The organism is Janthinobacterium rivuli (assembly GCF_029690045.1).
In the GTDB taxonomy this organism is placed as follows: Bacteria; Pseudomonadota; Gammaproteobacteria; order Burkholderiales; family Burkholderiaceae_D; genus Janthinobacterium; species Janthinobacterium rivuli.
The window spans coordinates 5083222-5108054 of sequence record NZ_CP121464.1; the positions used below are offsets into that span (position 1 = coordinate 5083222).

A 24833-nucleotide genomic window follows, 5' to 3' on the forward strand; every position below is an offset into this window, starting at 1 on the left:
GATCCATAAGCTTGCGACAAAGCGTGTCGCTACCAGCCCGATTTCCAGTCGAATAGAGAACATCATTATTACGTGCTCGAATGGACTTATGAGATGTATTGGGAAGGGCATGCAGACTGCACGGCGCCGTAAATGGAGAAGGGAATGACTGCAGATCCAGGGCAACTGGCAGCGACAAAGAATATGGAAAGTAAAACGGCGCCCTGAAGGCGCCGTTTTTGATTGTTGCATCGCTTACAGGAAGCGGTCGAGGATCTTCCGCGTCGTCTTGTCGATATTGAACATGTCGCGGATCAAAAAGTGGATGCCGTGGTTATCGGCGATCAAGAGCGACGCGGCGCCGATGCGGCGGATGTCTTCCTCGCCCTTCAGCACGAACTGCGTCTCGCCGCGGTCCGTGTCGACATGCCAGGTGCATGGCGTGGCGAAGCTGGAAACGCTTTTCACGCGCGCGATCTCGGGCATGAATTCGCGCCCTTCCAGCTCTTCCTGCAGCAGGCTGCGCGCCAGTTCCGGCAAGGCGTCGATGTGGTCGATCCACGCCACTTCCTTGCCATTGCCCAGCACCAGCGAAATGCCTTCGTCCGGCGACTGGATGGGGAAGGCGCGCACGGGCGCCACGCCTTCAAAGACCTGGCCGTCCGCATCCGTCATCACCAGCTTGCCGAAGGTGTCGCGGCTTAATGTAAAAGTTGTACTGGCCATGCTTATTCCTTGTCATCCAGGGCGAGTTCGTTGTTGCGCGCCTGTGCTTCGTAGAGGCGGAAATAGGCGCCCTCTTTCGCCATCAGTTCATCGTGACTGCCCACTTCGACGACCTGGCCGCGGTCCAGTACCACCAGCCGGTCGGCGCGGTGCAGGGTCGACAGCCTGTGCGCGATGGCGATCGTCGTGCGGCCCTGCACCAGGTTGTCCAGCGCCTTCTGGATTTCCTTCTCTGTTTCCGAGTCGACCGACGATGTCGCTTCATCCATGATCAGGATGCGCGGGTCGATCAGCAGGGCGCGGGCGATCGAGATGCGCTGGCGTTCGCCACCGGACAAGCCCTGGCCACGCTCGCCCACCATCGAATCGTAGCCTTGCGGCAGGCGCAGGATGAATTCGTGGGCATGCGCAGCGCGCGCCGCGGCGATGATGTCCTGGCGCGTCGCGTGCGGCTTGCCGTAGGCGATGTTTTCAGCGATGGTGCCGAAGAACAGGAACGGCTCCTGCAGCACCAGGCCGATGTTGCGGCGGTAGTCGGACACGGCAAACGAGCGGATGTCGACGCCATCGAGCAAGATCGCGCCTTCCGAGACGTCATAGAAACGGCAGATCAGGTTGACCAGGGTGCTCTTGCCCGAACCGCTGTGGCCCACCAGGCCGATCATCTCGCCCGCCTTGATGTTCAGGGTGATGCCGCGGTTGACGGCCCGGTTGCCATAGCGGAATCCGACTTCGCGCAAATCGATCCTGCCTTCGATCTTGTCCAGCTTCACGGGCTGCGCCGGTTCCGGCACGCTCGACACGTGGTCGAGGATGTCGAAGATGCGCTTGGCGGCCGAGGCCGATTTTTGCGTCACGGAGACGATGCGGCTCATCGAATCGAGGCGGCCATAGAAACGCGTGCTGTAGGCGATGAAGGCGGTCAGCACACCAACGGTGATTTCGCCGCGCGACAGCTGCCAGATGCCGAAGCACCAGATGACCAGCAAACCCATCTCCGTCAGGAAGGAGACCGTCGGCGAGAACAGCGACCAGACCTTGTTCAACTTGTCGTTGACGGCCAGGTTGTGCGCATTGGCGTCGCGGAAGCGGGCCGCTTCGCGTTTTTCCTGCGCAAACGCTTTGACCACGCGGATGCCGGGAATCGTATCGGCCAGCACGTTGGTCACTTCGCTCCACACGCGGTCGATCTTTTCAAAGCCCGTGCGCAAGCGGTCGCGCACCAGGTGGATCATCCAGGCGATGAAGGGCAATGGCGCCAGGGTCATGATGGCCAGCCACGGGTTCATCGACCACAGGATCACGCCCGTCATGATGATCATCAGCACGTCGGAAGCGAAATCGAGCAAATGCAGCGACAGGAAGACGCAGATGCGGTCGCTGCCGCTGCCGATGCGCGCCATCAGGTCGCCCGTGCGCTTGCCGCCGAAAAATTCCAGCGACAACTTCATCAGATGTTCATACGTCGCCGAGCGCAAGTCGGCGCCCATGCGTTCGGATACCAGGGCCAGCACATACGTCTTTCCCCAACCCAGCAGCCAGGCCAGCAGGGCCGAACCGAGCAAGCCGCTCATGTAGTACACCACCAGCCACGGGTCGATGTGCTTGCCGTTCTGATACGGAATCAGCACATTGTCCATCAACGGCGCCGTCAGGTAGGGCGGAATCATGTGCGCGGCCGTGCTCAGCAGCATCAGTATGAAGCCCAGGGCCAGCTGGCCACGGTAGGGATGGGCGAAGCGCCACAGGCGGAACAGGGTCCAGGTCGATGGGGGCGTGTGCAGCACCTTGGCGCAGATCGGGCATTCTTCCTGCTCCGGCGCCAAAGGCGCCTTGCAGCTCGGACACACTTCCTGCTCCGCTTCCAGCACGGGCTGGCCCGTCAGGTGGCTGTCGAGGCGCTCGACGAACTGTTCCAGCACGCGGATCGCATGCAGGTTCTGGCCCAAGGTAAAGCGCCACGAGGCAAGGCGGCCGTGGTCATCGAACAATTCCAGGTGGCCGACACCGGCGTGGTCGTGGTGCGTCAGGCGCAGTCCGTGGCGGAAAGACCAACTTTTCCAGACGGTATCGCCCGGCGAACGGGCCAGCAAACGCTTCTCGGTGACAACTATTATGCCTTTTGTGAAACGTAATCGCGCATCGAGGTCAACCTCAACGCTACTTAAAACGTTCTCCCCTGGAGAAAGGTTGCTCTCCACTTCCGCCAGCCAGGCTTCTGCTACAGGCGCCGGCAGCGATGTGAGGGGAATAGTTGTTGCAGGAACACTCAGTTCAGTTGTCATCGTAAAGCATACTCCGGCTCGAGGCCAAGCCCTTCAGGGCGGGATTTGGGGGATGGGGCAGACGCCCGATCAATGTTTGTGTACTGCGCGATGGCGAGGTGGATGCACCAGTGGCAATTTCCTGTATTGTATCGAATGGATGCCTGCCGGTAAGGAATGATGGCGAAACGGCGCAAAAAAATGGGCGTCCGTCGTACAGGAGCAAGTATACAACAGCCCGCTGTTGCGCAAATGCTCCAGCTTAGCCCAGAGTCGGTATCTTTATAACAAGTATGGCAACAATTAGTAACAATTAGAATGACAACACCAGCAGAATAAGGGCAGCAAACGCGACAAGAGGCCGCTAAAAGTGGCACACTGCGCATACCCGGGATAAAGAACCAAGCACGAGCCTGAAAAGTCTCTGTAGAGCCAACATAAAGTATCTGGCGCCCAGACGCCTGGCTTGTTATCAAGAAACCACTTACATGATCAAGAAGAAGAACATCGAATTTGCCCGCGTCACCCACTTGCGCGGCCCCAACATCTGGACTTATCGCCCGGTGATTGAAGCCTGGGTCGACATCGGCGAACTGGAAGACTATCCATCCAATACCCTGCCCGGCCTGTACGAGCGCCTGGTGGCGTGGCTGCCCGGCATGATCGAGCACCGCTGCGGCGTGGGCGAACGGGGCGGCTTTTTCGAGCGCCTGCGCGAAGGCACGTGGTCGGCCCACATCCTCGAACACGTCGTATTGGAACTGCAAAACCTGGCAGGTATGCGCACGGGCTTCGGCCAGACGCGCTCGACCAGCCAGCGCGGCGTCTACAAGATGGCTTTCCGCACGCGCGAAGAGCACGTGGGCCGCGCCGCCCTGGCCGCCGCGCGCACACTGCTGATGGCCGCCATCAACGATGAAGCCTACGATCTGGAAGCGGCCCTGGCGCCCCTGCGCGACATGGTCGATGCGCGCTGCCTGGGCCCGAGCACGGCCAGCATCGTCGATGCGGCCACCGAGCGCCGCATCCCTTCCCTGCGCCTGAACGACGGCAACCTGGTGCAACTGGGCCACGGCGCCGCGCAGCGCCGCATCTGGACGGCCGAAACGGACCGCACCAGCGCGATCGCCGAAGGCATCGCCAGCGACAAGGATCTCACCAAATTCCTGCTCAAATCGTGCGGCGTGCGCGTGCCTGAGGGCAGCCTGGTGCGCAGCGCCGAAGCGGCCTGGGAAGAAGCGCAGGACATCGGCGTGCCCGTCGTCGTCAAGCCGTATGACGGCAACCATGGCCGCGGCGTATCGCTCAACCTGATGACGGAAGCGGACGTGAAGGCCGCCTACGAGCTGGCCGCGCGCAAGGGCGACAGCTCGGCCGTGCTGGTGGAAAGCTTCATCACGGGCGACGAACACCGTCTGCTCGTGGTCGGCAACAAGCTGATCGCGGCCGCCAAGGGCGAATCGCTGTGGGTCGACGGCGACGGCGTCTCCACCGTGCTGGAACTGGTGAACACGCAGATCAACACGGACCCGCGCCGCGGCGAAGGCGAAGATTTCCCATTGGGTACCGTCAAGCCGCACGAATCGGGTGAAATCGTGCTGGAACTGCAGCGCCAGGGCATGACCGCCCTGTCCGTGCCGCAGGCCGGCCAAAAAGTGCTGATCCAGCCGAACGGCAACGTGGCCATCGACGTCACGGACGACGTGCATCCGTCCGTCGTGCATGCGGCCCTGCTGGCCGCGCGCGTGGTGGGCCTGGACATCGCCGGCATCGACCTGGTCACCACCGACATCACGCGTCCGCTGGAAGAGCAGCGCGGCGCCATCATCGAAGTCAATGCCAGCCCCGGCCTGCTGGCGCACATCAAGCCGGGCGTGGGCCAACCCCGCCCTGTCGGTGCGGCCATCGTCGACCACCTGTTCGCGCCCGAGGAAACGGGCCGCATTCCGCTGATCGGCGTGACGGGCACGCGCGGCGCCAGCCTGATCGTGCGCATGCTGTGCAAACTGCTCAACCTGTCGGGTCTGCACACGGGCGCCGTCTGCAGCGAAGGCATGTATCTGGACCAGCGCCGTGTCGTCAGCAGCGATTGCGTGAACTGGGACGCGGGCCAGCGCCTGCTGCTCAACCGCACCGTGCAGACGGCCCTGTTCGAGAGCAATCCGCGCATGATCCTGGCCGAAGGCCTGGCCTACGACAAGTGCCAGATCGGCGTCGTCACGGACATGGGCAGCCTCGACAGCGTCAAGGATTTCGACGTACTGGACGAAGCAGGCCTGTACAAGGCCGTGCGCAGCCAGGTCGACGTGGTGGTGCCGACGGGCGTGGCCGTGCTCAACGCGGCCAACGCGCACGTGCTGGAACTGGCCGAACTGTGCGACGGCACGGTGACCCTGTATGCGCAGGACGGCGGCTTGCCAGCCATCGCGGCGCAACTGGCCGCCGGCCAGCGCGCCGTCTTCGTGCGCGGCAACCATATCGTGCTGGCCGAAGGCGGCATCGAAACGGTCTTGCTGTGCCTGGACCTGCTGAAACCGGCCACGGCCGGCAATGTCGACAGCGTGCTGGCCGTCGCGGCCGCCGCGTGGGCCCTGAACCTGCCCGTCGATTTGATCTGCGCAGGCTTGCGCACGTTTGATGCGGCCCCTGGCTGCATCGGCAACTAATCGGCAACAGGCAAAGCAGCACTCAAGCCCGGCCAGGATGGCCGGGCCCACAAGAACACAACAGGATTACGGTTTAATTATGGAAGTATCTCGCGTACGGGCCTTGCGGGGCCCTAACCTCTGGAGCCACGACACCGCCGTGGAAGCCATTGTTTCCTGCACCACGCAGGAACTCGACATCGCCCAGCTGCCCGGCTTCGAAGCCCGCCTGCGCGCACTCTTTCCGCAACTGAGCCCGCTGCAACCGCTGGGCAATTACAACGCCGCGCCGATGGCGCAGGTGCTGGAACTGGCGGCGCTGGGCCTGCAGGCGCAAGCCGGCTGCCCCGTCACCTTCAGCCGCACCACGCCGACCCTGGAAACGGGCATCTTCCAGGTCGTCGTCGAATACTCGGAAGAAGCCGTCGGCCGCCTGGCTTTGGCCCTGGCGCAGAAGCTGTGCCAGGCCGCGCTCGACGATGCGCCGTTCGACCTGGCCGGCGCCCTGCACCAGTTGCAGGAACTCGATGAAGACGTGCGCCTCGGTCCATCGACGGGCGCCATCGTCAACGCCGCCGTGGCGCGCAACATTCCGTTCCGCCGCCTGACCGAAGGCAGCCTGGTGACGTTCGGCTGGGGCAGCAAGCAGCGCAAGATCCAGGCCGCCGAAATGGATGGCACCAGCGCCATTGCCGAAGCCATCGCGCAAGACAAGGAACTGACCAAGAAGTTGCTGGACTCGGCCGGCGTGCCGGTGCCGCATGGCCGCGTCGCCATCGATGCGGACGACGCCTGGGCCGCCGCCTGCGAGATCGGCCTGCCCGTCGTCGTGAAACCAAAAGATGGCAACCAGGGCAAGGGCGTCACCGTCAACGTCACCACGCGCGAACAGCTGACGGCCGGCTTCCTCGCGGCGCAGGAATTCCGCGACGATATCCTCGTCGAACGCTATCTGCCGGGTCACGATTTCCGCTTGCTCGTCATCGGCAACAAGATGGTGGCCGCAGCCCGCCGCGACCCGCCGCAGGTGGTGGGCGACGGCCAGCACACGGTGCGCGAACTGGTCGACCAGGTCAACCTCGATCCGCGCCGCGGCAGCGGCCACGCCACCTCGCTGACGAAGATCCGCTTCGACGACATCGCCCTGGCCAGCCTGGCCAAGCAGGGCTATGTGGCCGAATCCGTGCCGCCGGTCGGCCAGCGCGTCATCCTGCGCAATAACGCCAACCTGTCGACGGGCGGCTCGGCCACCGACGTCACCGTCGACGTGCACCCGGAAGTGGCGGCGCGCGCCGTCGCGGCCGCGCACATGGTGGGCCTGGACATCTGCGGCGTGGACGTCGTATCCGAAAGCATTTTGAAACCGCTGGAAGAACAGAACGCCGGCATCGTCGAAGTGAACGCCGCGCCGGGCCTGCGCATGCACCTGGCGCCGTCGTTCGGCAAGCCGCGCCCCGTCGGTGAAGCCATCATCGCCGCCATGTTCGCCGAGGGCGACGATGGCCGCATTCCCGTCGTCGCCGTCACGGGCACCAACGGCAAGACCACCACCGTGCGCCTGATCGCCCACCTGCTCACCACCTCGGGCCTGCGCACGGGCATGACCAACACGGATGGCGTGTACATCGAAGGACGCCAGATCGACAGCGGCGACTGCAGCGGCCCGCGCAGCGCGCGCAACGTGCTGCTGCACCCGGACGTGGACGCGGCCGTGTTCGAAACGGCGCGCGGCGGCATGCTGCGCGAAGGCCTGGCTTTTGATCGCTGCCAGGTTGCCGTGGTGACGAATATCGGCGCCGGCGACCACCTGGGCCTGAACTACATCACCACCGTGGAAGACCTGGCCGTCCTGAAGCGCGTGATCGTGCAGAACGTGGCCGACAGCGGCGTGGCCGTCCTGAACGCCACCGACCCGGCCGTGGCCCGCATGGCCAAAAATTGCAGCGGCACGGTGACCTTCTTCGCCGCCGACAAGACGCATCCCGTGATGGCCACGCATCGCGCGCAAGGCAACCGCGTCGTGTACGTGGAAGACGGCAAGCTGGTCGCGGCACAGGGCAAGGAACGCCACGAAATCGCCCTGTCGCAAGTGCCGATCACGCGCAACGGCGCCATCGGCTTCCAGGTCGACAACGTCATGGCATCGCTGGCCGCCGCCTGGGCCGTGGGCCTGGACTGGAAAACCATCGCGCTGGGCCTGAAAACCTTCGCCAATGAAGCCGACAATGCGCCGGGCCGCTTCAACGTCTTTGACTACAAGGGCGCCACCCTGATCGCCGACTACGGCCACAATCCGGACGCCATCCTGGCGCTGGTGCAGGCCGTGGAAAGCATGCCGGCCAAGCGCCGTTCGGTGGTCATCAGCGGCGCCGGCGACCGCCGCGACGAAGACATCCGCCAGCAGACGGAAATCCTCGGCGCCGCCTTCGACGACGTGCTGCTGTACCAGGATCAATGCCAGCGCGGCCGCGCCGACGGCGAAGTGGTGGCCTTGCTGCGCCAGGGCTTGAACGGCGCCAAGCGCACCACGCATATCGATGAAATCAACGGCGAATTCGTCGCCATCGACAAGGCCCTGGCGCGCCTCGGCGAAGGCGATCTGTGCCTGATCCTGATCGACCAGGTGGAAGAAGCGCTGGCGCACATCGCCAAGCGCGTCGCCGAAGCCTGAGCGTAATCGCATCGCACACAAGGGCGGCCTGCGGGCCGCCCTTTTTATTGGCGCCCGCCACCTCCCTGCGCGCACCCGCATGGTGCAAAAGCCTCCTTGCAAGCTTGTAAATTCAGGCATGAAAATTGCACATAAGAAAACATATAGGGTCTGACAAGAAGGTGGGGCACGCATGCTGGGCAGAATCTCGCGCATGATCGGAAAATTGACGGTGGGGCGCAAACTGGCGCTGATCTATTTGCTCGACCTGTCCGCCGTCATCTTCATTTCCGGCATCCTCATCAACGAAAAATACCTGGCCATCGATTTCTCGCGCAAGGAGATGGCCGGCAATGACTACATCGCCGCGATCCGCGATGCCCTGCTGCCCCTGGCGCGCGGCACGGCGCAAGCGGGCGCGCAGGCCGCAGCCGTGGAGCAGGCAGAAAGCCGCTTCGGCGCCGGCATGCGCAGCGCCGAACTGAATGCGCAATTTGCCGCCCTGCTGCGCCAGGCCGGCAGCACTACCGCCCCAGCCGACGACGGCATCGCGCCCTCGCCCGCCTTTGTCGCCGGACGCGCACTGCTCACGCGCGTGGGCAACCAGTCGAACCTGATCCTCGACCCGGACCTGGATAGTTATTACACGATGTCGCTGGTGACCCTGCGCTTTCCCGAGCTGCTGGAAGTGATCAACAGCACGCGCGCCCTGGCCCTGCAACTGGCGACGGCCGAAGGCGCGCAGCGCCAGCGCCTGCAGACCCAGTTCCTGATCCTGGAAGGGCGCATGGACGCCACCATGGGCGGCATCGGCAGCGACTATACGGAAGCGTTCGCGGCCAGCACGCCGCTGCTGCGCCAGCACCTGGAAGCCTCGCGCGCGGCCCTGCAGCAAGCCGTGGCGCGCTTCCGCGCCAGCACCCAGGCGCTGGCCGGCGCGCAAGTCCCCCCCGCCGGCACGCAGGCACTGCGGCGGCACGACGACGTGGCGCTCGCCGCCCTGCGCCTGGCATGGCGCGACACGGCGAATGAATTGCAGCGCCTGATCCAGCGGCGCGTGGACGGCTTTTTTACGCGCATGTGGCTGCACCTGGGCACGGCCGTGCTGCTGCTGGTGATGATACTGGGCCTGGTGTTTTTCGTCGCGCGCCAGATCGCCCTGCCCATCCGCCGCCTCGCGCGCGTGGCGCAGGACGTGCGCGAAACGGGCGACCATAGCCTGCGCGCCGTCTGGGACAGCGAGGATGAAACGGGACGCCTGGTGCGCGCTTTCAATACCATGCTGCAGCAGCTCGACTTTCAGCGCATGGCGCAGCAGGAACTGGTGGCGCGCGCCAGCGCGGCCGATGCGCAGCGCCAGCTGGTCGACGCCATTCCCATTCCGCTGATGGTCACCTCGATCCCGCATCACCAGGTGCTGCACGCGAACCAGGCCGCGCACGCGTGGCAGGGCGGCCTGGAACTCGATCCATGGATGGGCGGCATGAGTCCGCAAGCCCGTTCGCGCTTCTTCCAGCGCTTGAGCGACTTGGGCGCCGTCGATGAATTCGAAGTGTGCTGGAGCGGCGGCGGCACGCCCACGTGGGCCCTGATTTCCGCGCGCCTGATCGACTACCAGGGCCAGCGCGCCGTGCTGTCGACCTTCACGCCGATCAACAAGATGAAGCTGATGGAGTCGCGCCTGGAACTGTGGGCCAAGGTCTTCGAGGCGTCGGCCGAAAGCCTGATCGTGATGGACGCCGGCATGCGCATCATCACCGTCAACCAGGCCTTCCGCCGCCATTCGCTGTACGACATGGTGGAGCTGATCGGCAAGCGCCCGGCCTTTTTGCTCGCGCCCGACAACAGTCCCGAACAGCTCGACAGCCTGCGCCGGACCCTGGCGCGGCGCGGCTACTGGCAGGGCGAAATCCGGGTGCAGCGCAAGTCGCTGGAAAGCTATCCCGCCTGGCTGGTGATGAACGCAGTGCGCGGCCTCGATGGCGTCACCACGCATTTCATCGCCAGCTCGCTCGACATCAGCGAACGCAAGGCCAGCGAGCGGCAGATCGAGCACATGGCCCACCACGACGCGCTGACGGGACTGGCGAACCGCCACGTGTCGAAACTGCGCCTGGCGGCCGCCATCGCACAGGCGCGCCGCAGCGGCGAAAAGGTGGGCGTGCTGTTCGTCGACCTGGACCGTTTCAAGCACGTCAACGACGCACTGGGCCACCATGTGGGCGACGCGCTGCTGCAATCGGTCTCAAAGCGCCTGCTGCAGCTGGTGCGCGAAGGCGACACCGTCAGCCGCCTGGGCGGCGATGAATTCGTCGTCATCCTCAACGGCGTCGGCGACGCCGCTGCCATCGCCGCCCTGCTCGACACGCGGCTGATACCGGCCATGCGCGAGCCGCACCAGGTGGAAGGCAACGCGCTGTATGTCTCGTGCAGCGTGGGCGTGGCCGTCTACCCGGACCACGGCGGCGACATGGATACCCTGATGCGCCACGCCGATGCGGCCATGTACCAGGCCAAGAGCGGCGGACGCGATCACGCGCGCATGTTCACGCCGCAGATGCAGGAACAGCAGTTGCAGCAGCTGCACCTGGAAAGCGATCTGCGCCACGCCATCGAGCGGCAGGAACTGGTGCTGTACTACCAGCCGCGCATCGATGCGAAAAGCAGCCGCGTCAATGGCGTGGAAAGCCTGATCCGCTGGCAGCATCCGCAGCACGGCCTGATCGCGCCCGACAGCTTCATTCCCGCCGCCGAGGAATCGGGCCTGATCGTCTCCATCGGCGCGTGGGTCATCCGCGAAGCATGCCGCCAGCAGCTGGCCTGGCGCGAGGCGGGCGCGGGCGACATCGCCGTGTCGATCAACCTGTCGGCCATCCAGCTGAAAAACGGCGGCCTGGTGGCGACCTTGCGCGAGGTGCTGCGCGAGTTTCCCGTCACGCCGGGACAGATCGAATTCGAACTGACCGAATCGATCCTGATGGACAACGTGGACGACACCATCGCCACCCTGCACGCCATCAAGGCGCTCGGTTTTGCGCTGTCGATCGACGATTTCGGCACCGGCTATTCGAGCCTGAACTACCTGTGCCGCTTCCCGCTCGACAAGCTGAAAATCGACATGAGCTTCGTGCAGGACATCCACGGTTCGCCGCAGAATCTGGCGGTAACGAAAACCATCATCGGCCTTGGCCATACCTTGGGCTTGACGGTCACCGCCGAGGGCGTGGAAAGCGCGGCCGATGCCGACGTGCTGCGCCACGCCGGCTGCGATGAATTGCAGGGCTTTTACTTTGCCCGCCCCATGCCGCAAGCGCACTTCATGGCCTGGCTGGCGCACAGCGCCGCGCCCTGCGCCGCCTGACACTGCCTGTGGAGCGTCCGCAACGCGCACGCGCCAGGTTCGGCAATGCGCGGCGCGCCGCCAGGGCGCATGAATGCAGCAGGGATACCGGAAATGGTATTGACATCGAAAAAGAAGTCATTTGTGGGGCAAAGTCATTCCCACCTACCATGTTTCTGAGCAAGTTCCAGCTCTGGCGGCGACTGCCGCAGCGTTCTCAACATAACTAAAATACAGGTGGAGACAAGATGAAGCAATTGATGGCAACGGGCACCCGCACGTCCGCACAAAACACACGCTTGGCCTTGAAGGCGACGGTGGCCGCGCTGGCCGGCGCAGGCCTGCTGAGCAGCGCTTCCGTCTGGGCGCAACAGGCGCCCGCCGTGGACACACCGGTGGAAGAAACGGCACCGGCAGCAGCACCGGCGGCAGCCGACAATGGCGGCATCGCCGTCGTCGCCGTCACGGGCGTGCGCAGAGCGGCACAGAGCGCGCAGACGATCAAGAAAAACAACGACCAGGTGGTCGACTCCATCGTCGCCGATGAAATCGGCAAATTCCCCGACAAGAACGTGGCCGAAATCCTCGGCCGCGTGACGGGCGTGCAGATCCGCCGCGAGGGCGGCGAGGCTGGCACCGTCATCATCCGCGGCTTGCCCGGCGTGGTGACCCTGCTCAATGGCCGGGAAATGTTCACCTCCGTGGGCCGCAGCCTGTATCTGGCCGACATTCCGACAGCCATGCTGCAGCGCGTGGACGTGTACAAATCGCAGGGCGCCGACATGGTCGAAGGCGGCACGGCCGGCGTGATCGACGTGCGCACCAACCGACCGTTCGACTTCAAGGGCTTTACGGCATCGGGCAACGTGCGCGCCGAGCACCGCGACAAGTCCGGCTCGACGGACCCGAACTTCGGCGGCATGGTCTCGAACCGCTGGAAGACCCAATACGGCGAATTCGGCGCCCTGCTCGGCCTGTCCTACCAGCGCGGCAGATACTATGACGAGACGATCTGGAACGCCGAACCCGTCAAGCGCCCCGACGCGGGCAACATCACGGGTCCCGATTCCGTCGGCATGATCCCCACCGTGGGCGACCGCAAGCGCTACGCGGCCAACGCCGCCTTCCAGTGGCGCCCGAACTCGCAGGTGGAAGTGTATGCGGAAGGCATGTCGACCCTGATCAAGCACGCTTTCGACAGCCAGTTCTTCGTCGGTTCGCTGCCCTGGGGCCAGAACCCGGACATCACCCTGATCCCCGGCACCAACCAGGCGGCCACGGTGGGCAAGATCGACGGCCCATGGTCGCCGTTCACGCTGGGCTCGACCCAGGCGCGGCGCGACCGCTCGATCGGTTCGCAAGGCGCCATCGGCGCGCGCTGGGACATTACGCCGCAGCTGCGCGCCACGACGGAACTGGCGCGCACGGTCAGCAACTTCGAGCGCGAATTCCCCATCCTCGACTTCCTCGCCCATCCGACCAGCGTGATCGGCAGCACGAACGTGAACGGCGGCGCGCAGATCAGCTACCCCGGCTACAACATGACGGACCCGAAGAACTACACCTTGCTCGGTTTCTACGACAATCACAACCACGACGAAGGCAGCTCGACCGACTGGCGCGGCGACGTTACCTACGACATGGACAGCACGGGCTTCTTCCGCGAATTCTCGGGCGGCGTGCGCCTGGCCAAGCGCAAGGCCGAATCGATCCGCGAAAAAAATGGCCAGGGCGGGCTGACGTCGATCATGACTGCGGACGCGATTCCCGGTCTGGCCTGCACCTCGCACGACAACACGGGCAACTTCGGCCTGCAAAGCTGGCTCACGCCATGCCGCGACTTCATGCTCAACAACACTGCCGCGCTGCGCCAGCTGTTTACGGGCAGCAGCGAACGCAGTCCCGACGATCCGATGACCCACTTCAAGGATGTGGAAAAAACCAATGCCGTCTACGGCAAGGCGCGCATCGGCTTTGACCTGGCGCAAGTGCCGGTCGATGGCACCCTGGGCGTGCGCGTGGTGCAGACCAAACAGGACTTGCAGGGCAATTCCTCGCAAAACGGCATCATCACGCCCGTGCGCGTAAAAACCTCGGATACGGACGTGCTGCCCAGCATGACCCTGAAAGCCATGCTGCGCCAGGACCTGATCGCCCGCCTGACGGCCGGCAAGGCCGTGCAGCGCCCGAACTTCGCCGATTTCAACCCCGGCGTGAGCCTGGGCCAGAGCCTGGAAATGGTGCGCCCGACGGGCGGCGGCGGCAATCCCGACCTGAAACCCGTGGAAGGCAAGAACCTTGACGTGGCGCTGGAATGGTATTTCGCGCAGACGGGCTCCGTCACGGCCACCGTGTTCCGCCACAACTTCAAGAATTACATCCTGTCCGGATCGGCCAAGGAAACATATGGCGGCATCGAGTACGACATCACGCGTCCGCGCAACACCTCGAAGGGCCATCTGCAAGGCCTGGAAATGGCTTATCAGCAGTTCTACGACAAGCTGCCCGGCTGGATGAGCGGCCTGGGCCTGCAAGCGAACGCCACCTACATGACGGGCGAGCTGGCAGAACTCGATGGCGGCGTACATCCATTCACGGGCATGTCGAAATGGTCGGCCAACATCGTCGGCCTGTACGAACAGGGACCGTGGTCAGCGCGCCTGGCCTACAGCTGGCGCGACAAGTACGTCGACGACTACAACTACCGCGGCAAGGGCATCCACCTGACCGTGGCGCCCACGAAAACCCTGGACGCGTCGGTGTCGTACAAGCTCAATCCGAACACCACGGTGACCCTGGACGCCAACAATCTGCTCGACTCGACCTACCGCGACTATCACGACACGCCGGACTATGTGCGCGATGTGCGGCGCTATGACAAGGTTGTCGGTTTGTCCCTCCGCTGGAGTTACTAGCCAGTCCCCCACCCTTTCTTCCTGCGAGGGTTTTCAGCGCCAGCCGGCAACGGTTGGCGTTTTTTTTGCCTTGTGGAATCTATCCGACACAGGAATTGATTTAACGCAAAGTGGTGGCGCCGGGGTGCTTTTATGCTGGCGGTCTGACCATCGAACCCGGCGGGGACAGCATGCGCGATGCACGGCACGTCGACACACAGCTATTTCAACCCGACATCCCGGTGCGGCTCGACATGCGCACGGCGGCGCTGGTCGAGCATGCGCTGGCCTTGCAGGAAATGGCCGGCACGGGCGCCGCCGCCCTGTTTTTGCATTGCCACGACGTGCCGCTGCCCACCGCCCTGCGCGTGCTGACGACGGGACCGCGCCGCCAGCCGGCCGGGCCGCACCTGTTTGCCCGCCTGCGTCCGCGCACGGCCGCCCTGGCGCAAGGCGCGCCGCTACCGGCGCGCTGACGAATCCTGTACCATCGCCGCAACCTATTCAATGAGGCACGGCGATGCAGGCAGCGACACCCCACGATTCCTATGCGGCACTGATGGACCTGATCAAGGCGCGCCATGCGGCACTGAGCCCGCAATTCCAGGCCGGCGCGCGCTACCTGGCCGACCACCCTGACGAAGTGGCCGTGTCGTCGATGCGCAGCATCGCCGCGCGCGCGCAAGTGCAATCGGCCGCCCTCGTGCGCCTGGCGCAGCAACTGGGCTTTGCCGGCTGGCCGGAACTCAAAGCCATCTTCGTCGAACGCCTGCGCGTCGGGCCGGCCGGGTATGCTGAAAAAGCCGGCGCGCTGGCTGGCAAGGAAGGCAATCTGGTCACCGAAGTCTTCACGGCGCAGCAGCGCAACCTGGCCGCCACGGAAAGCGCCAACCACGCCGCTCTGGATGCGGCCGCCGGCCTGCTGCAGGCGGCGCCCCGCGTGCACGTGGCCGGCTTTCGCGCCGCCCACCCGATCGCCTACACCCTGCACTATCTGTACCGCTTGCTGCGCCCCAGCGTGCAGCTGCTGAGCGGCCAGGGCGGCACGCTGGAAATGGATTTGCGCGCCCTGCAGGCGGACGAAGCCGTCGTCGTCATCAGTTTCGCGCCGTATTCCAGCGAAGCGCTGCTGGTGGCGCAGGCGGCGCGCCAGGCCGGCTGCCAGGTGGTCGCCATCAGCGACAGCGCCATGTCGCCGCTGGCCCTGCAGGCTGACGCCAGCATCGTCATCGCCGTCGACAGCCCGTCGTTCTTCCCCTCCATCGTGGCCGGCGTCGCGGCCGTGGAGAGCCTGGTGGAATTGCTGGTGGCGCGCGCGGGGCCGGACGGCGTACACGCCATCGGTGCGGCGGAAAGCCAGCTGCGGACGCTGGGCGCCTACGCAAAAACATCAAATGATGTAAATTAAAACGAATATACATCAAACGTTGCATTGCGGCGCGGCGCCTCCTATAATCGGCCATCTACCTTGCCGATAAGAAAGCGATGCCATGAGCCATGTCTTCCACCGCAGCCTGACCGCCAGCTATCCTGTCGCCACGGGCGGCGATGGCCCTTACCTGATCGATGCGGATGGCAAGCGCTACCTGGACGCCTGCGGCGGCGCGGCCGTCTCCTGCCTCGGTCATTCCGATGCGGCCGTGATTGCCGCCGTACAGCGGCAGATCGCCAGCATGGCCTACGCGCACAGCGCGTTTTTTACCAGCGAGCCGATGGAGCAACTGGCCGATTTCCTCGTCGCCCGCGCGCCTGCCGGCATCGACAGCGTGTATTTCGTCTCGGGTGGCTCGGAAGCCGTGGAAAGCGCGCTCAAGATGGCGCGCCAGTACTTCGTCGAACGGGGCCAGCCGCAGCGCCGCCACGTCATCGCGCGCCGCCAGAGCTATCACGGCAACACCCTGGGTGCGCTGGCCACGGGCGGCAATGCCTGGCGCCGGCAGCAGTTCGAGCCGCTGCTCATTGGCGTGACCCATGTCTCTCCCTGCTACGCCTGGCGCGACCAGTCAGCCTATGAAACGGACGGCGACTACGTGGCGCGCCTGGGCCAGGAGCTGGAAGACCATATCGCCGCACTGGGTGCGGACAACGTCATGGCCTTCATTGCCGAACCCGTCGTCGGCGCCACGGCCGGCGCCCTGCCCGCCGTGGCCGGCTATTTTGCGCGCATGCGCGACATCTGCCAGCGCCACGGCATCCTGCTGATCCTCGATGAAGTCATGTGCGGCATGGGGCGCACGGGCAGCCTGTTCGCCTGCGAGCAGGAAGGCGTCACGGCCGACCTGATCTGCATCGCCAAGGGCCTGGGCGCCGGCTACCAGCCCATCGGCGCCGTCATGGTATCGAAGGATATCCGCGACACCGTCCGTGCCGGCACGGGCTTCTTCCAGCACGGCCACACGTATATCGGCCACGCCACGGCCTGCGCCGCCGCTCTGGCAGTGCAGCGGCAGATCGAGGAACGCGATTTACTGGCCAACGTGCGCGCCATGGGCGGCTTGCTGCAAGAGAGGCTGCACCAGCGTTTCGACAGCCATGCGCACGTGGGCGACATCCGCGGCCGCGGCCTGTTCCTGGGCCTGGAACTGGTACAGGACCGCGATACCAAGCAGCCGTTCGACCCGGCCCGCCGCCTGCACGCGCGCATCAAGGCGCACGCCATGCAAAACGGACTGATGTGCTACCCCATGGGCGGCACCATCGACGGCCTGCACGGCGACCACATCCTGCTGGCGCCGCCCTACATCATAGCCGCCAACCACGTCGATGAAATCGTCGACAAGCTGGGCGCGGCCATCGACGCCTGCGTCGTCTAGCCCCGCCCGCTGTTGCCCACGGTGGACATCAGGCTGGCGCCGCAGCTGGTCTTGTGACCGTCAAAGGCCACGGGCACGCCATCGATCAGCACCTGCGGATCACCCTCGGCGATCACGCAGCGCACATGGCCCTTGATCGGGCACACGCAAGGGTCGCCCTTGCGCGCCACGGCCACGCCCAGCACCGTACTGTCCGGCGCAGCCCCCACCACCTTGCCGCCATGGCTGGTGGGGTCGTTCAAGCGGATCACGCCACGCATACTGCCTCCTGTTCCTGTCCAGCGCCGACCGCGGCACCGGTCCATACGGTGCCGCTCCCATCGGCATTATCGGGCGCGACGACACAGTCGTCATTGCGTTCGAGCACATTGACGGCTTGCCCGCCGCCGAAATGGCAATCGCCTGCATTGGCAACTTTTGTTCACTCCTTGTCAATATTAATTGACTTATTCGAAACAATCGTTTTAAATCAGGAAGTTACTCAAAATCAATCATCTTGAGCATTCAAACATCGCATTACCCCTTTTCGATGCTGGACGCCCACGTTGATGCACTCTGAAGCCAAGGTATATGGAACTGCTCGACTCCCTGCGTCAGACCCCACCGCAAGACGACAAGATCAGCGGGCACTATGAAGTGCGCCGCTTGCTGGGCGAAGGCGGTTTCGGCCATGTATTCGAAGCCTGGGATGCCAAGCTGTGCCGCAGCGTGGCGCTGAAACGCCTGAAACCGCAAGCCGACGTGCTGCATCCGGAAAAACTCATCAATGAAGCGCGCCTGGCCGCCTCGCTCAAGCATGCGGCCTTCGTGCGCATCTTTGCCATCGAGGGCCAGGGCACGAGCCAGTCCATCGTCATGGAACTGGTCGAAGGCCAGACCCTGGGCCAGTTCATGCACAGCGGCAAGGCGGACTTGCAAGCCGCGCTCGACATCGCCTACCAGATCGCCGACGCCATGGACGAGGCGCACGCCATGGATCTCGTGCACGGCGACCTGAAACCGTCGAACCTGATGCTGGAGGCAAGCGGCAAGGTGCGCATCCTCGACTTCGGCCTGGCGCGTCACATCGACCCGCAAGCGACGCAAACGACCACCCTGTGCGACTTGCAAGGCACGATCGCCTACATGGCGCCCGAGCGCCTGATGGGCCGCCTGCCCGACACGCGCGGCGACGTGTATGCCTTGGGCGCCATGCTGTACGAAATGCTGGCCGGCCAGCGCCACTTCGCCCACCTGAACGGCCTGGCCCTGGCCGCCGCCCACATGCAGGCGACGGAAGCCTGGCCCGACCTGCCCGACTCCGTCCCGCCCGCCATCAACGCCCTCGCGCGCGCGATGACGGCGCACGACCCGGCCGAACGGCCACGCACCATGCGCGACGTGCGCGAGGCGATCGGGGCGCAGCGCGGCGAACCGCTCACCTTGGCCACGCCCCTTGCCGACGAAACGCAGGTAAAGGTAGAACCGCCCGCCAGCGTCTCCATCCGCCTGCCCCTGCCACGCAAGCGCACCCTGAAATGGGGGGCGGGCGTGGCGCTGCTGACGGTACTGGCCGGATGGCAATTGCCCAATATTTTTCCTGCCGTCAAATCGTTCGTCACGGGTGAAAAGGCGCCCGCGCCGTATTCGGAAATGGCCAGCATGGCGGCGGGGATGGAGGCCCTACGCGCGTTCGATCAGGATAACAACCAGAAACAGGCTGTTGAACATTTCAGCACCATACTCAAACAAAATCCAGAGCACGCGGCGGCAAATGCGGGCCTGTCGCTGGTTTTCACATTGCGCTATCTGGGTACCAATCGTGATGAAACTTGGTTGCAACGCGCGGATATTGCAGCAAAACAAGCACTAGCAACCGACGATCAGCTGGCGCTTGCCCATGTGGCACAGGCCTGGGCTCTTGAATACCATGGTAAACGTCAGCAAGCGATGCAGGAAATCAACGCGGCACTGAACCTTGAGCCGAACAACCCACTGGGCATGTACGGCAAGGCACGTCTGCTCATCCAAGCACAGAAATTTGACCAAGCCCGGGAAGTGCTTGACAAGGCCGTCACCCTATATCCCCGCGATCTCCCTTTCATTTCATTGCTGGGAAAAATGCACTACAACCAAGGTGATTACCATGACGCTGAAAAATTCTTCCGTCAATACATACAGATGGCTCCGCACGTGGCCGATGCCTATGCCCAGCTCAGCGCTACACTAGACCGTTTGAACCGCAGTGACGAAGCCCTGCAAGTTCTGCAGCAAGGATTGCAGGTGCATCCCGACTGGGAACTGTATACCAACCTTGGCAATGCCCTGTTTAATCGAGGCGACTATCTGGGAGCAGTGCAGGCATTTAAAAATGCCGTCTCAGAAACTAAAGGCAGTCCCGGTAACTACCTGCTATGGGCGAACTTGGCGGATGCCCAGCGGTGGGTGCCCGGACAGATTGAGTTGTCACGCGATTCTTACCGGCGCGCAATTACGCTGATTCAAGTGATGCTACGCCACTCGCCAGACGACCCAAAAATCAATTCGCGGCTGGCACTATATTCAGCCTATGCGGGCTCGCAAGACGATGCGCTGAAGCACGTAACACAAGCTGTCCAGCTTGCTCCCACATTGCCAGACATCCATTTCAGGGCCGCACTGACCTATGAACTGATAGGCAGACGCGACGAAGCGATGGCGGCGTTGCGACAGGCCATAGAGCGCGGCTACCCCCTCAACCTGATCGAATCCGCACCCGATCTGTTGACACTAAGGCGAGATGCTCGCTATCAGAAATTACTAATTAATATGGAAAGAAACCGGAAAACATGACGTACGAAAAACCCTGGATGAAGTTATCGGTCCACTTTGATGCAGACCAGATCACCAACCAACTCGACTATGCGTTTACGTCCTGCGACGGCAGCGCCGACCCGCGCCACGGCCCCTACATGGGTGGCGTACATTTCCAGCAAGGCCAACACGTCTACCTGGAAGTCAATTGCTGTGGCAGCAAAGAAAGTGGCTTCACCTCTTTCCAGATCGTCGATTGCAGCCTTATAAGCATACCCCAGCTGACCCAGATCGGCCCCGACGTACCTACCCGCTACTCACTGCCGTCGCCCTTCCTGCAAGTCGCTGGCGCCACGTATCAGGTGCCTCTGGATTTTGAATCCCATGTATTGCCGCCTGATCCAGCCCTGCCAGATCTGCGCCGCATCCGCCAGGAATGGAAGCACAATCTTGATGTCGGCCAGAGCAAGGGCCGCTGGGAACTCTCGTTTGTGCTGACCGTGCGCATCATTCGCGGAGAACAAGACTTGCCGGAATTGCGCGTCTTCAGTTTTGACCCTGAAGCGTCCGTGGGCGGGAAGGTTGATACCTAACCGGCACAGTCGCCGACTAAGGCTGATACATTCCTCCATTAAGCTAGGTCGAACAACTGGATATCTTGCTTAGGAAGCCTGAGACAGAGAACTGCAGCACCTAATAGCCTGTACATTAGGCCTTTCCTTCAAACCTATAAAACAGGTATAACCGAGGTCAAGAAGCAGGCTACCGGCGCAATGATCAACAATATATTCAAGCCGCGCCGACCTCCATCCGCGCGGCTTTTTCACATCCGCACGCAATACGCCGCCCCGCCCGCCGAAAGCGGTAAAATGACGGCCTTGAACCCAAGCTCCGCCCTCTGGCGCGGCCTGGCACGCACACAGCACCACCCACAGCCCGGCAGGCATGCCTTTCCTGCCGCCGGACCAACGACAAAGAACACATGACCACCGTCCCAAAAGAAATCAACGCCGCCGCGGCAAAGAAAAATTCGGCTGAAAAGCTTACGCCAATGATGCAACAATATTTAGGCATCAAGGAAAACCACCCGACGATGTTGGTCTTCTACCGCATGGGCGATTTCTACGAGCTGTTTTTCGAGGATGCGGAAAAAGCGTCGCGCCTGCTGGGCATTACCCTGACGGCGCGCGGCGTGGCCAGTGGCAATCCCATCAAGATGTGCGGCGTGCCGTTTCATTCGCTCGACGGCTATCTGGCCAAGCTGGTCAAGCTGGGCGAGTCGGTGGCCATTTGCGAACAGATCGGCGACCCGGCCACCAGCAAGGGGCCCGTCGAACGCAAGGTCATGCGCGTGGTCACGCCCGGCACCCTGACGGATGCGGACTTGCTGCCAGAGAAGGCTGAGCGCCCGCTGCTGGCCATGTGCAGCATCACGCAGCGCAAGACGGTCACCACAGGCCTGGCCTGGCTGTCGCTGGCCAGCGGCGCCTTGAAGCTGATGGAGTTTTCCGGCGACAGCAGCACCGTGGCCGTACGCTTGCAGCAGGAGCTCGAGCGCATCGTGCCGGCTGAAATCTTGAGCGGCGACAATGGCAACCTGTTCGACGATTACGCGGGCACGCACATCAACCGCGTGCCGGACTGGCATTTCGACGTGGTCGGCGGCCACAAGGCCCTGCTGGATCAATTAGGCGTGGCGACCCTGACGGGCTTTGGCGCCGACGGCCTCGGCGCCGCGTTCGGCGCGGCCGGCGCGTTGCTGCGCTATGCGCAATCGACGCAGGGCCGCGGCTTGCAGCATGTGCGCTCCCTGACGACAGAAACGGAAAGCGAATTCATCGGCCTGGACGCGGCCACACGGCGCAACCTGGAGTTGACGGAAACCATCCGCGGCCAGGAATCGCCGACCTTGTTCTCCCTGCTGGATCATTGCCGCACGGCCATGGGTTCGCGCATGCTGCGCCACTGGCTGCACCATGCGCGGCGCGACCAGAAGGTGGCGCGCGCGCGCCATGAAGCCATCGCCGCGCTGGCGCAAAGCGAAGCGGCCGGTCCGCTCGCCGCCACCCTGGCGCAAGTGCCCGATATCGAACGCATCACCACGCGCATCGCGCTGCTGTCGGCGCGTCCGCGCGATCTGGCCGCCCTGCGCGACGGCTTGCTGCAACTGCCGGCCCTGCGCGGCGACGTCGTCCGTTGTTATGGTCCTGGCCAGGGCGGCGAAACGGGCTTGCTGGCCGCCATCCACGCGGCCCTGGCCACACCAACGGCCTGCCTGGACTTGCTGGTGCGCGCCGTGGCGCAGGAACCGGCCGCGATGGTGCGCGACGGCGGCGTGTTTGCCACCGGTTTTGACGCGGAACTGGACGAATTGCGCGCGCTGTCGGAAAACGCGGGCCAGTTCCTGCTCGACCTGGAAACGCGCGAACGCGCGCGCACGGGCATCGCCAATTTGCGCGTGGAATACAACAAGGTGCACGGCTTCTATATTGAAGTCACGCACGGCCAGACGGACAAGGTGCCGGACGACTACCGCCGCCGCCAGACCCTGAAAAATGCCGAGCGCTACATTACGCCGGAATTGAAGGTCTTCGAAGACAAGGCCCTGTCGGCGCAAGACAAGGCGCTGGTACGCGAAAAGATGCTGTACGACCTGCTGCTGGCCGACCTGGCGCCGCACATCGGCACCTTGCAGACCATTTCGCAGGGCCTGGCCCAGCTCGACACCCTGAATGCGCTGACGGAACACGCTCAGCAGCACAACTGGGCCGCGCCGCAACTGGTCGACGAGCCGTGCATCAACATCGTCGAAGGCCGCCACCCCGTGGTGGAAAAGCAGATCGAGCGCTTCATCGCCAACGACTGCCGCTTCGTCAACGAACGCCGTTTGCTGTTGATTACCGGTCCGAACATGGGCGGTAAATCGACCTTCATGCGCCAGGTGGCCCTGATCACCTTGCTGGCCTACGTGGGCAGCTACGTGCCGGCCGCGTCCGCCACCATCGGCCCCATCGACCGCATCTTCACGCGCATCGGCGCCACCGACGACCTGGCGGGCGGACGCTCGACCTTCATGGTGGAAATGACGGAATCGGCGGCGATTTTGAACGGCGCCACCGAGCACTCGCTGGTGCTGATGGATGAAGTGGGCCGCGGCACCTCGACCTTCGACGGCCTGGCCCTGGCGTGGGCCATCGCCCGCCACCTGATCGATACCAGCCGCAGCTTCACCCTGTTCGCCACGCACTACTTTGAGCTGACGCAACTGCCGGACAGCCACCCGAGCGCCGCCAACGTGCATTTGTCCGCCGTCGAACACAAGGACAGCATCGTCTTCCTGCACGCCGTGCAGGCCGGTCCCGCTTCGCAAAGCTATGGCTTGCAGGTGGCGCAACTGGCTGGCGTGCCGCAGCCCGTGATCAAGGCTGCGCGCAAGCATCTGGCGCGCCTGGAAGCGCAGGCGCTCGACGCCACGCCGCAGCGCGACCTGTTCGCCGCGCCGGCAAGCGATCCATATGCGCAAGAGGAAGAAGAGGAAGCGGCGCCGCTGGCCGCGCTGAATGCGGCGCAACAAGCCTTGCTCGACGCCATCGCCGACCTCGATCCCGATGCGCTGACGCCACGCGATGCGCTGGAGCAGTTGTACCAGTTGAAACGGCTGGCCGCCGCATGACCTGCCGGCGCAGCGCGATACGCCTGCTGGCCGCCGGCTTGCTGGCTGCCAGCCTGCCGTGGCAAGCGGCGCTGGCCGTCCAAAGCGATCAGGCCGGCTTCGAGTTTGCCGTGCTGGGCCATTCCTTCAACGCGGGGCCGGACGACGGCCCCCTGAAAAAAGCCATCGCCGACACCAGTGCCTTCAATGCGTCGTTCGTCGTGGCCACCGGCATCAAGGCCGCCAGCGAATCGTGCAGCGACAAACTGTATGGCCAGCGCAAGGATTTGCTGGACGCCAGCGCCCCCCCGCTGATCGTCTCGCTGTCGGCCAGCGACTGGGCCAACTGCCGCAATTCGCGCGGCAGGGTCAACGCCATCGAACGCCTGAACCGCCTGCGCGACGTGTATTTCGCTGACGACCAGAGCCTGGGCCAGCGCAAGCTGACCCTGTCGCGATTATCATCGACGGCGAAGTTCCGCAGCTATGCGGAAAACGCCCACTGGGAATACGGCGGCGTGCTGTTTGCCACCGTCAACCTGCCCGCCAACAACAACCATTTCTTGCCGGAAGCGGGACGCAACAGCGAATTCGAAGACCGCCTGGTCGCCAACCGTTCCTGGCTGCAGCGCCTGTTCGCCATGGCGCAACGCAAGCAGCTCGACGGCATCGTGCTGTTTTCCGATGGCGACGTGGGCGCGCTCGATGAAGACGACAATTCGCTGCTGCCCAGCTTCAGCTCGAAACAGGATGGCTTTGCCGGACCGCGCAAGCAGATCCGCACCCTGGCGAAAAAATTCAGCGGCAAGGTGCTATTGGTCGATACGCAGCGTACTGGCGACGCGGATGGCAAGGAAGGAAAAAGTAAAAAGGCCGCAGCCAAAACAGGCGGGCCGAAAATCAGCTGGAAAGGCAATCTGGGTCACGTCAGCATCGACAACGACTGGTCCGCCATCGCCGTACGGCCCGGCAAGACGCCATTCTTTGAGGTGCGTCAACGCGCCACCCGCCCGTCTGCGCAGGCGCGCGCCAAGGCGTCAACGCTGCGCCGCTAATAACAGCGGCACAAACGAACAGGCCGGCATATAGCCGGCCTGG

The 24833-nt window shown here is 63.9% G+C and carries 14 protein-coding genes; 11 read left to right on the forward strand and 3 right to left on the reverse strand.

What is annotated here, in order from left to right; all coding sequences use genetic code 11:
• Window positions 1–234 precede the first annotated feature (234 nt).
• Window positions 235–705 (reverse strand): DUF1854 domain-containing protein, encoded by a 471-nt coding sequence (locus P9875_RS23055; protein WP_278316707.1) that lies wholly within the window; start codon window positions 703–705, stop codon window positions 235–237.
• Between the two features lie 2 nt (window positions 706–707).
• Complete coding sequence (locus P9875_RS23060) at window positions 708–2990, reverse strand: ABC transporter ATP-binding protein (protein ID WP_278316708.1); 2283 nt, start codon at window positions 2988–2990, stop codon at window positions 708–710.
• A gap of 467 nt (window positions 2991–3457) precedes the next feature.
• Here P9875_RS23060 and cphA (P9875_RS23065) point away from each other — a divergent pair, with 467 nt between their 5' ends.
• The 7 genes from cphA (P9875_RS23065) to P9875_RS23095 all read left to right on the forward strand — a co-directional run bounded on the left by cphA (P9875_RS23065) (window position 3458) and on the right by P9875_RS23095 (window position 17311).
• Window positions 3458–5635 carry a cyanophycin synthetase gene (gene cphA, locus P9875_RS23065; RefSeq protein WP_278316709.1) on the forward strand — a complete coding sequence of 726 codons (2178 nt, stop codon included), beginning with the start codon at window positions 3458–3460 and terminating at the stop codon, window positions 5633–5635.
• Between the two features lie 79 nt (window positions 5636–5714).
• Complete coding sequence (gene cphA, locus P9875_RS23070; protein ID WP_035821128.1) at window positions 5715–8285, forward strand: cyanophycin synthetase; 2571 nt, start codon at window positions 5715–5717, stop codon at window positions 8283–8285.
• A gap of 172 nt (window positions 8286–8457) precedes the next feature.
• A complete protein-coding gene (locus P9875_RS23075) occupies window positions 8458–11625 on the forward strand; it encodes an EAL domain-containing protein (protein ID WP_278316710.1) in 3168 nt (1055 codons plus the stop codon).
• 227 nt (window positions 11626–11852) lie between these two features.
• Complete coding sequence (locus tag P9875_RS23080) at window positions 11853–14519, forward strand: TonB-dependent receptor (RefSeq protein WP_278316711.1); 2667 nt, start codon at window positions 11853–11855, stop codon at window positions 14517–14519.
• A 170-nt stretch (window positions 14520–14689) separates the two neighbouring features.
• Window positions 14690–14974, forward strand: coding sequence for a hypothetical protein (locus P9875_RS23085; protein ID WP_158301275.1), 285 nt, complete (start codon window positions 14690–14692; stop codon window positions 14972–14974).
• A 44-nt stretch (window positions 14975–15018) separates the two neighbouring features.
• On the forward strand, window positions 15019–15906 hold the full coding sequence (locus tag P9875_RS23090; protein WP_233516223.1) for a MurR/RpiR family transcriptional regulator: 888 nt from the start codon (window positions 15019–15021) through the stop codon (window positions 15904–15906).
• An 82-nt stretch (window positions 15907–15988) separates the two neighbouring features.
• On the forward strand, window positions 15989–17311 hold the full coding sequence (locus P9875_RS23095; RefSeq protein ID WP_099379105.1) for an aspartate aminotransferase family protein: 1323 nt from the start codon (window positions 15989–15991) through the stop codon (window positions 17309–17311).
• On the opposite strand, the gene P9875_RS23100 is transcribed toward P9875_RS23095, so the two are convergent.
• Entirely contained in the window at window positions 17308–17571 is a 264-nt protein-coding gene (locus tag P9875_RS23100) for a PAAR domain-containing protein (RefSeq protein WP_035821137.1), read from the reverse strand. The two genes, P9875_RS23095 and P9875_RS23100, sit on opposite strands and share 4 nt — an antisense overlap.
• A gap of 310 nt (window positions 17572–17881) precedes the next feature.
• Here P9875_RS23100 and P9875_RS23105 point away from each other — a divergent pair, with 310 nt between their 5' ends.
• The 4 genes from P9875_RS23105 (at window position 17882) to P9875_RS23120 (ending at window position 24790) form a co-directional block, all read left to right on the forward strand.
• Complete coding sequence (locus P9875_RS23105) at window positions 17882–20122, forward strand: serine/threonine-protein kinase (protein WP_278316712.1); 2241 nt, start codon at window positions 17882–17884, stop codon at window positions 20120–20122.
• Window positions 20119–20676, forward strand: a complete 558-nt coding sequence (locus P9875_RS23110) for a hypothetical protein (protein ID WP_099403617.1) — start codon at window positions 20119–20121, stop codon at window positions 20674–20676. Before P9875_RS23105 ends, P9875_RS23110 begins: the two co-directional genes overlap by 4 nt.
• A 389-nt stretch (window positions 20677–21065) precedes the next feature.
• Window positions 21066–23756, forward strand: coding sequence for a DNA mismatch repair protein MutS (gene mutS / locus P9875_RS23115; protein ID WP_278316713.1), 2691 nt, complete (start codon window positions 21066–21068; stop codon window positions 23754–23756).
• Window positions 23753–24790 carry a hypothetical protein gene (locus P9875_RS23120; protein WP_278316714.1) on the forward strand — a complete coding sequence of 346 codons (1038 nt, stop codon included), beginning with the start codon at window positions 23753–23755 and terminating at the stop codon, window positions 24788–24790. The genes mutS and P9875_RS23120 overlap by 4 nt, the downstream gene beginning before the upstream one ends.
• The last annotated feature ends 43 nt before the right edge of the window (window positions 24791–24833 follow it).